Below are 11,584 nucleotides of genomic sequence, written 5' to 3'. Positions count from 1 at the left end.
CTTACTAAATAGTAGATTAATATATTTGTAAAAATGTGATGGTTTCTTGCTAATCACTTAATAATCACATTTAATACACTGATCTGACTTTCAACATCAGGTTAATAAATTTTTTCAACTAATCTAGCATCTACTGAGTTTATTCAATAGTTATTAAATATTCAGAACTATCAATCAATTAACTTATCATCCCACATTTCTACTTTTCTGAAAATTAAACTTTGGTAGTAACTTTTGTTGCTATTGGTACTATACCTGCATAAAACAAAAGCACTATCCCAAGAGCGACATAATAAGAGTCAGGACTTTTTTTAAAAAGTGATTGTTAATTAAGTGTGACTGGTAAGAAGCCATCAATAGTTTTAGAAGCTACAGGGCATTATCAAACTCATGTCGTCCTAACTTGGAAGAACGAGGATATTTTGAGAGTAAGTGAAGAAATAATTACAGACAAGATATTTGGATTATGTAAAAGTCGATCAATCAGGTGGGCATAAGAAAAGCTATTCAGCTTAAAGCTGCAGCACATTTGCTTAAAGGATTTTTTTGAGGATATTATTTCTGAGCTTTCTCATATCACTAAAGATAAGAATGTTACAATGACCTTAGATTGTGATAATAGCGTTGTTTTTGGTATTTGTATCGTGCTTTTTACAACCTTGTGGAAAATGGAATTAAGTACAATATTGACGGCGGCACAGTTGAAGTTATTGTAAACAGATTAAGTAAGGAACAGGTTTCTTTAAAAATTATAGATACAGTCATCAACATAGTTGACAAATCACGCTCCCACCAACTGGGTTGTGCAGGCTTAGGTCTTTCAACTGATGACAGCATTATCAAAAAACATAACGGTACGATTACTGTTACTTACAATGAAAGTAACGGAACTTGCTTTCATGTCATCTTAAATAGTGGGTCTTGATCAAAATATGTACTAAGAGCCGTTGTGAATCATTACTACGTAAACGTCAAATAGCGCCCAAGTTTTTACATGGGCGCTTTGCTCTATACTTTAATTAGTTTTCTTTAGGACCTGGCAATCAGTTGGAATTGTCTTCAACTAATGTAAGAGTTGATAAAGTACTATCTAATCTGTTAGTTCTACTTCGTTGAACAGATAATGAGCGAGCTGATCCAGATTAGTTTCTAACTAGATGTAACGAATTTCTTTTGTTGGTTGAGGTGGAATTGTACTTGCAACCTGGTAAAGGATACTCTTTAAAGCTCAAATCAACAAAATTTTTCTATTTGGATAGCTACTTTGTTACAGTTTCTTTTTTTGTCGCTTCAACTGCTGGTGTCACTACTGCTGCTGGTGTGGATTCAACTGTTGGCGTCGATCCCTCTTTTGTTGTCTTTTCTTCTTTTGGTGTCACTTTTACTGCTGGTGTCGATTCTACTGCTGGTGTCGATTTTACTGCTGGTGTGGATTCAACTGTTGGTGTCGATTCCTCTTCAAAAAGTGGAGAAGCTAAAGCTGATCCTGCAATTAGTGAAACCGCTAATGTCGTTGCGCCTACTAATAGAATTTTTTTCATTTCAAATTCCTCCTTATTTTTAATCGCTCTGCGATAAAGTATGGGATGTTGTTTCCCACACTCCTAATTTATCTAATTAATGTGACAACAATATGACGATGTAAAAAATGTAGTGTATCACCCAGACATACAGGTAGTAACCCACAGTTAAATCACTTGCTTAGATAGGAAATAATGACGCGTTGTCATTTTATCGACATATTCCAGCTCTACACTAACGACTTAGCCCTTATTTTTCAAAGAATCGTAGAAAGGATGTTTTGTAGTGAAGCGCATCTTACTTATTGAGGACGAATTACCAATTGTGCAGATATTAAAAGTATATTTGGAAAGAAAGGATTTTTCGGTGGCTTCCCATTCAGGCGAAGGTAATGTAGTTCAATTTTTTTTAAATTATAAACCTTCATTGGTACTTTTGGATTTGATGTTGCCTCAAAATGATGGGCTCGAGATTCTAAAACAAATCCGTCAATATGGTAGTTGTCCTGTCATTATCCTAACAGCTAGAGGTAGTGTGCCCGAAAGACTAGCAGGGCTTGGACAAGGGGCTGATGATTATATCACAAAACCCTTCGATCCTGAGGAAGTTGTGGCTCGAGTTCAAGCTGTATTACGCCGTTCCTCACATTTAGAAGATAATGAAATAATTAGATTAGGCCATCTTGTAATAAATCTTACCACTCATACAGCCTCTTTTTATGATGAATTAATTCCTTTGTCACCACGTGATTGGGGACTGCTTGCTTTCCTAGGAAAACACCCCAATCAATGCTTTACTCGTGATCAACTATTGGATTATGTTTGGGGTATGAATTATAACGGTGCAGATAGAGCTGTAGATGCTTCAATTAAAAGAATTCGTCAACACTTGTGTGATTGGTCATCAGATGAGGGCGAAATTAAAACAGTACGTGGAACGGGGTATATGATACGTGTTAACTAGCTTGCAGTCTGATAAAAGTATCCCTTTACTTCGTTTTTGGACTCGAAGATATGCGGGTGTACTAATAGCCATTCTTATCATTTTAGGGATTATCGCTGGTGTATTGCTAAAAGTAAATCAAAATCAACAAAGTTTTCAAATACTACAGGCGAGAGCTGAACAACTTAGTGATTCATATATACGCGCTATAGATATAATACAATCACAACCCAGTTTTCAGCAAGATCAATTACCTATTACACCTGCTGCACCTTCTACACCCGCAATAGCAACGGAAGTAGCGCGTCCGGTTGCTCAAGATTATATGCAAGTTTTTAATGAAGAGGGTCATAATCTTGTTAACTTATCTAGTCTAGATATACCATTATCCGAACCACTTGCTAAAACACCTCCTACTTTGGATAGTGTACTAAGCGGTAAAAAAACTAAAGAAAAAATTGAATTTAAAGATGTTACATGGCTGCGTGTTGGCATGCCTCTAAGTAAAGATGGGAATGTTATTGGTGCTTTATATTTAAGTACCCCTTCACCAGAATTGTTTTCGGAAAATATAGAAACCTATGGACTTCTTGTGCTCATTATTTTAGGTATCGCATTTGGAGGTTGGCTTGTAATATACCATCTTTCTAGAAAATTAACACTTCCCTTACATCAATTAACTGAAGCTGCGAGAAAAGTTTCAGAAGGAGATTACTCACCGAATCTTCCTTCAGCAACGAAAGTAAAAGAGACTGAATTACAACAACTATTTTCTTCTTTTAAGATAATGACAAAGCGTTTGCAACAACTTGAACAAATGAGAACTGATTTACTTGCAGGCGTTTCTCATGAATTAAGAACCCCTGTTACTTCGATTCGTGGGATGATTCAAGCCGTCCAAGGAGGCATTGTCACAGGGGAAACAGCAGATCAATTTTTAGTGACAACGTTAGAAGAAGCTAAGAGAATGCAAAAAATGGTAGAAGATTTATTAGATTTTGCGTCATTAGAATCCAGCACTGTTCATGGAGAGTTTGTATTATTCCCTCTCTGGGAGGTAATAGAAGAGGTAATGCAACAGGTTCATTCTATAGAAGGTTTTAAAGATATAGATTTTGATGCCTCTCCTTTAATCAAACCACTGAAAATAGTAGCAGATAGAGGCCAAATTAAGCAAATTCTACTTAACCTCTTAATGAATAGTGCAGGAGCAGAATCTACTAAAATCACCTTAAGCATGACTATTGAAGACAAAAAGCTGTACCTTGATATATTAGATAATGGTAAAGGGATTGCAGAACCAGAAATTCCTTATATTTTTGAACGATATTATCGAGGTGACAGTAAAAGAAAGAAGAAGCAGGGATTAGGACTTGGGTTACCATTAAGTCGATTACTTGCTGAAGCTAATAATTGTAAATTGTTCTTAGTATCAACCTCACCGCATGAAACTATATTTCGTCTCATGTTACCTATTGAATGAACAATTAAGTCAGTGTTGGATCAGATGGAGGAAAGAGGCATTTAAAAGTTTTGTTGTTTCCATGCATTTCCTCCGGCAATAACTGGTATGCCTCCTTTTAATGCTGCATTGTTGATAAAAGAATTGTTTAACTATTACATTAAAATAAAGCAAACAAATAAAGCTTTAATAATGGCGGAATTACTAATCAATCCTAAAAAAAGGCATGTCACTTATCATAAGAGGCATGCTTTTTGAACGCAGAGAGATTGATTTCAAAGGTAATTAAAAAAACCTTAACCCAATAAAATACAGGGCTAAGGCTACTTAAACTCCTATTTAATTACAGTCTATTTACTGTAGTAAGTCATAAAATGGTTCTTCGTTTGATTATAGAAACTAGCTTAGGATTATTTTAATCCTAACTGATTTAACACCAAATCCAACGTAACACCCTTATACGTATCTTTCGCCTTAGGTGCATTTGGAACAGAGTCATTTTGTGATCCATAATTTTTAATTACATAGTCGATATCCTTTTTATCAACTGTGCCGTCGAAGTTCAAGTCGGACCCTGATGTATTTTTACCCCAATTTTTTTGAAGCTCGATTGCATCTATTACATCAATGACATTATCTTTATTGACATCTCCTGCTTTAGCTGGAGATAATAAATAACTCATGTCCCTTCCAATTATTTCACCTCGAACTTCATACGATAACACTAGAGACTTAGAAATCGTAAAATGACCTGGTACATCAAGAGTCACTGTATAAGGATTTTTATCAGCTTTCATACCACCAGCAACGTAACTGCCAGATTTGTTTGTAAGAGGAGCTTCAACAACTGTGTTTCCATCATAAGACGTAACTGTAACTTTTGCGCCAATGGTTCTGTGGTCTAATGCGTTGTTCCGCCCGCCTGTTAAAGGATCAAGCATGCCCTCAAATTGTAATGAACCCCATAACCTTGAGTAGGTTGGTTTCAGTTTAAAAGTCTCAATATAAGTATAAACATTATTAGTTTGTACATTGGATTGATCTATGGTCGTTCCTTTCATCTCATTTTCAAACCAGTTGATAGGCGAACCTTTCGAATAAATGTTAGATGTTTGTAAGTCGAAATTTACCAACTGCATATCTTCTGGTAAAGCCTTAGTTCCTAAGTAGTTAAATGTAATCGTATAGTACGTATTTAACGTATCTGATGTGGTTGTTACAGTTACTTCTGAATTACCAAATTGCTTCACTGCATCATTTACAACGATATTTTTAATGGTGCCTAGGTCTCCATGGTCTTTCATGACTGGAATCGTCATCTTTGCAGTTTTTAAGTTTTTAATATTATTCGAACGTATCGAATAATTGACCGTATCTCCAGTCGAAACCGATTGTTTATTTGCTTTTAAATAATAATAGGGTCTAGTATCAGTAACAAATGCTACCCGTAGCATTGCCGTAGCATCTGCAGTAAAGTTTCTCGCAGCATCCATTCCATAGAACTGAACTTTTAAAGGTGCGGCTTGCTGTTTGACAAGGATTTGATCCTTGTAATTTCCATTTTTATCAGTGTAGATTGGATCATATGGCCATGGTCCATTGTAAAAGGAAACAACTGAATTGTTTGATTGATCAACAGGAATACCTAAGCGCTTTGCCTCTTCCACTTCAGGATCATTTACATTGATATTAAAGTCATATAAAAATTGTCCTTTTGAATCAAGCTGACTTAAATTATATTCAATCACTTTTTGATCTAACGAATCAAAGGTGGAGGTCATCGTTGGCGCTCCAACCTCAAAGATGAAAGCGGCTTCTTTAGTGAATGTTTTCCCTTGATTATTTGTACCAATCATTTTTAATTTGTATGAACCTGTTTTGGCAATGACAAATTGATCGCTAATCGGATTTTTCTTATCACCTGTATACGGATAGTATGCCCCAGCGAATCCATTAGAATTAGTCAATAGTTGGTTTTCATTCAATAATAGAGCATTGTAAGATCCAACTAATCCAAGATCTTCACCCGTTTTGGCATCTTGTATTACTACATCTAAAGTCCTCAAATGTGACTTTAATTGGAACCTAAATCCAAGGTAAGGAATAGCATTTTCTGGCCAAGCTGTATCACCCGAGTACATAGGATTAATAATCGAAAATGTATCAATTCCTTCGTTTACTACTCGTCCACCAAATGGAATTTGGTAGTTTTCTGTTGGATCTTCATTATTTGTCAATACGATATATCCCTCATATGTTCCTTTTTCAGCTGTTTTTGGAATAGACAGATTAAATTTGATGACTCTCTGGCTATTTCCTTCTATTTTGACTGAAGTTGGCCCATCTAATGTGACATTATTTAAAGCAGCATCCTTTGAGTCTCTTATTCCAGTTTGGAATTTCACATTTACATTAAATGTTTTAGCTTTTTCACTTCGATTATTTAACATAAAATTTCTAACTTCTGAAATATCCTGGTCATCAAACCCAATCGATCCAAAGCTAAATCCACCAGTTAATTCTCTTATTGTTTTCTCATTTTTATGATTAAGAGTAGCTGTTCGATCATCTACTTGAATCTCAACATTTGAGTGAACGGCTTCATAGGCATCCACTTGACCACTACCGACTTCAAATACACTATAATCTTTTGATAACGGATCAGCTGTATTCATTAAAATAGATTTAATGTCTGCTGGTTCAAGATTGTCGTTCGCTTGTAATAGTAACGCGGATACACCTGCCACATAAGGTGTTGCCATCGACGTACCGGATAAACGGGAGTAGCTATATTTATAGTCCTCTGGTTTAGACCCATCGACTGTTTTATCATTTATATAAAATGGAACAGTTGAAAGAATGGCGGCACCAGGTGCTACTACCTCTGGTTTAATATCATAATTTACACGTGATGGACCTCTTGAACTGAAAGCTGCTAATTCATTGCCAGACGTTTTTACTTTCGAATAATCGCCGAAAGAAATATCTGTTTTACCCGCTTTAACGGCTGCTAAGATAGCTAGTCCTTCCGTGTTTGTGACAGAGAATGTAGGAACCGCATCTACTGATTCACCTAAAAATGTCTGGATGGAACCTTCTGCACTATTTATTTCATCATTATACATAAGTACCCCAATGGCACCTTTTGCTTTTGCATTTTTGATTTTATCTATTAAGGCAATCGAGCCCCGCTTAATGAGCGCGATATTACCATCTAAAATCTTTCCATTAAATTCAGCAGGTCTACCTAGTCCAACATCAACAAGTTGATAGGTTTTTCCTTTTAATTGCGTTAAGTCATCTTTATAGTTTCTTGCTAGCTGTCTTAATGAATAATTGACCCCATTCTGTACACCTTCAAATTGATAGACATCAAGTGCAACAGTAGATGCACCAACCGTTAGGGCCAATGCCGCAGCTCCAGGTGAACCTAATGTATACATTTTATCTCCACTATTCCCTGCTGCCACAACGGTCGTTACCCCACTTAAAACGGCATTATTTACAGCAATGGAAGTCGCGTAAAGGGGATCATTTAAAGAATTGCCTAATGACATATTAATAACATCCATACCGTCTTTCACAGCACGATCGATTCCGGCCAAAATGTCATCACTTGTACCTGACCCATATGCACCAAGAACACGATAAGCATAAAGATCAGCTTCTGGTGCTGCACCTAATGTTTTATATTCACTATCAGCTAAACCTCGGCCGCCAATAATACCCGCAACATGTGTACCATGTTCAGTATAGTAGACACGACCACTACCTATTTCTGGTTTACCTGATTTTTTCCAATCGGCATAAGTTGTTTCCATTGGATCATTATCATCATCGACAAAATCAAATCCACCTTTATAGGCATCCTTTAAGTCAGGATGGTTGTAATCCATTCCTGTATCAAGTATCCCGACTTTAATTCCTTTACCAGTAAAGCCTTCTGCATGTAGACGATCTAGTCCATCATAAGGCGAATAATTCGCCACATTTGCTTCATCCGCTTTTAATTGTTCGCTATCAGCGGCAGGTGGGTCTATTGTAAATGTTTCGTTGCTCCAAACTGATTTTACTACTTTTGATTTTAATAGGTTTTGAATTTGATTTGCTGGGAGACTCATTGAAACACCATTAAATGCATTTTTAAAGGAACGATTAATTTTAAATTCTACCTTTTTATTATTATCCTCTGATAATAATTGTTGGACATCTATTTTGAAAGTAGCATGATCTTTATCAACTAAATTTGATGCATCTTCCGCAGATAATTGTTTTCCCTCTACACTTGCTTCAATTTGTGCGACTTTGGCAGGCTTATTTACAAACTCAATAATGACAGAAGTCTGTTTCTTTGAATTTAAATCTGTATCTGAAGAAATTTGAAGACCTGTTGATTCATTTGTGGTCAACTGGTTAAGTGCTACTCTTTGTTCTGGTGTTAAATTAGCAAGTATATTTTCAGTATTCGAATAACTAACCGCTTTCGCAGTAGTAGGTACTTGTACAATAGAACCTAAAATAAAACTAGATGATAGAGCAAATACAGCTAAGCTTTTTAAGACCTTACTTTTGTTGTTTGCTTTTTTTCCCATTTTCTTTCCTCCCAGTCACTTTATTACATATGTAGTGCAATGAAATACGAAACAATGATTCTAATAATAATTTTTTTGTTTCTCCTTTTCCTCATTAATCCTCTCCCCTGTCTAACTTAATAGTAGATTAATATATTTGTAAAAATGTAAAGGTTTCGTGCTGATGACTTAACTTCACATTTAATACACTGATCTGTTTTTCAACATCAGGTTATTAAAATTTTCAACTAATCTAGTATCAACTGGGGGTTTATTCAACATTTATTCATTCAATATTCAGAAATATTACCCAATTAACCCTCATCATCCCACATTTCCACTTTTCTGAAAATTAAACATAGGATGTATCTTGTGCTGTTCTTGGTACTATACCTGCTTAAAACAAAAGTACTATACCAAGAGTGACATAATAAGGGACAGGATGTACCCTTATGACACTGATGCTATTTGAACGCAGAGAGATTGATTTCAAAGTAATTAAAAAACCTTAACCCAATAAAATAAAGGGCTAAGGCTTCTTAAAATCCTATTTAATTACTGTCTATTTACTGTAGTAAGCCATAAAATGGTTCTTCGTTTGATTATAGAAACTAGCTTAGGATTATTTTAATCCTAACTGCTTTAACACAGTATCTAATGTAGAACCTTTATACGAAGTTTTCGCTTTAGGTGCATCCGGAACTGTACTATTTTGTAATCCATAGTTTTTAATAAGAAGATCTGCACTTTAGTTGAATGATGCCCACCTTCTCAATTTTTCCTTTATTTGTTATTCAACTAATTTGTCTATTCTTTACTTTAAGAAAGGTTGTTTTTTTCTTTTAGATATTTTAAATAAGCATCTTTATCTTTGAGATGATTTGATGAGCCATCATCTCCTATAACATTTTTAGAGTCTGTATCAGGAGTGGGTGCAATGATACCAAGTCTTTTGTGAATTTCGTTAAGTAAGGAGACCCCTTTAACCAAGGAACCAACGACAATTCCAAAAGCAATGCAACCACCAATGATCGGACCCATAATAAATAGAAAATAACCTAAAAGTGCAAATAACACTATTGATAGTAGAAGTTTCATTATTCATTACCCCTCTTATAATTAGTCACAATCTACAAAAAAGAGAGCTCAACACATTCAACTTTCTGAGATTCAATTAAATATTGTTTCAACAAATAGGCATGCCCTGATCCAAATAACACAAATATACGTTCAGCTTCGTGTTCAATAAGTTCAAGGAGATTTTTAGTAATCATTAAGTTTCGGTATAACCAGTAATGTGATAGCCAGGTTAACCCTTCTGCATCACCTTCATCAATCATTGCCATGTCCATGTAAATTGAGTGATTGTCTTTTAAACGAGCAGGCTCATTAATGAATTTAAGTGTATCGACTATCGAGTGCTTCCACATATATTCCTGAAGATCTTGCATTTGTTTTGTTGCTGATTGTACTACCATTTCAAGTTCTTGTCTTGCTTTGGTTGTTTGGAGTTCATCTAGGTTAGGCACGGTGTCGGAAGCCCCATTCCAGTCGACAGCAAAAATGGTTTTATGATTACATGCTTTAGCAATACGAAAAGCAATTTGATCCATTTCGTGTTGTTGTAATTTATACTTTCCGTTTAAGTAAGTCTGATATGTATTATGTAATCGCTCTTGTTGATTTTTATCCATTTCAACAACAATTTTTGTCGGAGAATATTGTTTGAGAATAAGGATAAGATCTTGAAAATCTTTGTCTTTAAATAACCTCTTATCATCACTCAACTGTGCAGCATCACCGTTATTTATTGCATTCAGATGAAACATTCCTAATATAAGCACTTTCGCTTTTTCCATCTAGACACCCCATAGAATTATTTAGTATTTTGTACGAAACTCAAGATTAAAGGTGAGATAATTAGTACAAATGAAACTAAAATCAGTGTCAATGAAACAGTTTTTGGAAGCTTTTCTCTGCCAATTACTTTATTCCAGCCAGAGAATTGCCACTTATTTCGATACAAAACAAAAAGAATTAATAAAATAGCTACTGCACCAAGCCAAGAATATGTTTCATTTACTTCAAATCTTGTATATATGTTCACTGTTACGACCGTCCCCAAAGCACCAAAAAATATAAAGATAATAACGATACGTAGCAGTTCTAATAACGTGTTCATTCTGGTCCACCTGCTTAAAAGAATTAATCCATTTCATTTTTTTAAACAAAAAATTTGTGAATGTGAATTTGTATTATAGCTCTTAATCTCATAAGCAATCGTTTGTTCTATAACAATTTGTTATTCCCAATGGTTTTCACTTTAACAAAGAATAAATATCAGTATCAAACGGAACATCATTTTGATACATGTAATTTCTCAAAGTTCCTTCTTTTACAAAGCCTAATTTTGTTAATAGCTCATTAGATGCTTTATTTTCAACGAAAACAACTGCTCCAATCCGCATTAAACCAAGTTCTTTAAAACCATAGGAAATCACTTTACTAACAGCTTCAATCGCATATCCTTTGCCCCAATGTTCAGGGAAAAGTGCATAGCTTATATCTGCTCGCTTATGTCCTTTTGACCAATCTTGAAACCCAATTGTTCCGATAATGCCATCCGTACCTTTCATTTCAATTCCCCATTTAACACCACTTTTTTCATCGTAATTCTTCGAAAAATTCCTGACAATTTGTTTTACCTGATCTACACTTGTTAATGGATTTTGTCCGTAATAACGCAATACATCTGAATTAGAGAAACAATTTAATATATCTAATGCATCAGATTCAATGAGTTCTCTCAAAACTAACCGTTCAGTTTCTAATATAGGAAACATTCTCTCACTCCTTTTGTATAATCCTAATAATTCATTGCGATTTGAATTTACTCTTTTGAAATAAAGTTCTATTAGTTAATAAGAGTATGTATCATTGTTATTAAATATTTTTCGTAGTGATCGACCCTTGCCTTTTCTGTATTTTACAGACGCCAATGCCCCGTTCACCAAAATATTTTGTGGCGGACTATGATCAATGTGACACCCTCCCCAGCTTTCTTCATATTCAACTACTCATAGATGGA

9 protein-coding genes are annotated in these 11,584 nt (G+C 35.0%); 3 read left to right on the top strand and 6 right to left on the bottom strand.

Features of this window, described 5'->3' with window-relative positions; all coding sequences use genetic code 11:
* The first annotated feature begins 661 nt into the window (after nucleotides 1–661).
* Complete coding sequence (locus AC1DSK_RS07175) at nucleotides 662–925, top strand: ATP-binding protein (RefSeq protein WP_477598140.1); 264 nt, start codon at nucleotides 662–664, stop codon at nucleotides 923–925.
* Between the two features lie 334 nt (nucleotides 926–1,259).
* Here AC1DSK_RS07175 and AC1DSK_RS07170 read toward each other — a convergent pair whose 3' ends face one another.
* Nucleotides 1,260–1,541 (bottom strand): hypothetical protein, encoded by a 282-nt coding sequence (locus AC1DSK_RS07170; RefSeq protein WP_477548559.1) that lies wholly within the window; start codon nucleotides 1,539–1,541, stop codon nucleotides 1,260–1,262.
* A gap of 265 nt (nucleotides 1,542–1,806) precedes the next feature.
* Between AC1DSK_RS07170 and AC1DSK_RS07165 the strand changes: the two genes are divergently transcribed.
* Entirely contained in the window at nucleotides 1,807–2,484 is a 678-nt protein-coding gene (locus AC1DSK_RS07165; RefSeq protein WP_477548558.1) for a response regulator transcription factor, read from the top strand.
* The gene (locus tag AC1DSK_RS07160) at nucleotides 2,474–3,946 is read left to right on the top strand and encodes a sensor histidine kinase (protein ID WP_477548557.1); all 1,473 of its coding nucleotides are present in this window, start codon (nucleotides 2,474–2,476) and stop codon (nucleotides 3,944–3,946) included. Before AC1DSK_RS07165 ends, AC1DSK_RS07160 begins: the two co-directional genes overlap by 11 nt.
* 389 nt (nucleotides 3,947–4,335) lie before the next feature.
* Here the strand turns inward: AC1DSK_RS07160 and AC1DSK_RS07155 are convergent, their stop codons facing one another.
* The 5 genes from AC1DSK_RS07155 to AC1DSK_RS07135 form a co-directional block, all read right to left on the bottom strand.
* Complete coding sequence (locus tag AC1DSK_RS07155; protein ID WP_477548556.1) at nucleotides 4,336–8,517, bottom strand: S8 family serine peptidase; 4,182 nt, start codon at nucleotides 8,515–8,517, stop codon at nucleotides 4,336–4,338.
* Between the two features lie 798 nt (nucleotides 8,518–9,315).
* Nucleotides 9,316–9,594 (bottom strand): hypothetical protein, encoded by a 279-nt coding sequence (locus tag AC1DSK_RS07150; RefSeq protein WP_477548555.1) that lies wholly within the window; start codon nucleotides 9,592–9,594, stop codon nucleotides 9,316–9,318.
* A 32-nt stretch (nucleotides 9,595–9,626) separates the two neighbouring features.
* Nucleotides 9,627–10,355, bottom strand: coding sequence for a DUF5694 domain-containing protein (locus AC1DSK_RS07145; RefSeq protein WP_477548554.1), 729 nt, complete (start codon nucleotides 10,353–10,355; stop codon nucleotides 9,627–9,629).
* A gap of 17 nt (nucleotides 10,356–10,372) precedes the next feature.
* A complete protein-coding gene (locus AC1DSK_RS07140; protein ID WP_477548553.1) occupies nucleotides 10,373–10,678 on the bottom strand; it encodes a hypothetical protein in 306 nt (101 codons plus the stop codon).
* Nucleotides 10,679–10,814: 136 nt separating this feature from the next.
* On the bottom strand, nucleotides 10,815–11,339 hold the full coding sequence (locus tag AC1DSK_RS07135) for a GNAT family N-acetyltransferase (RefSeq protein ID WP_477548552.1): 525 nt from the start codon (nucleotides 11,337–11,339) through the stop codon (nucleotides 10,815–10,817).
* Nucleotides 11,340–11,584: the final 245 nt, after the last annotated feature.

The sequence above is a fragment of the Paenisporosarcina sp. P4_B8 genome (assembly GCF_056402175.1).
Note: the sequence above shows the minus strand (reverse complement) of the source record. Positions and strands in the feature narration are given on the sequence as shown.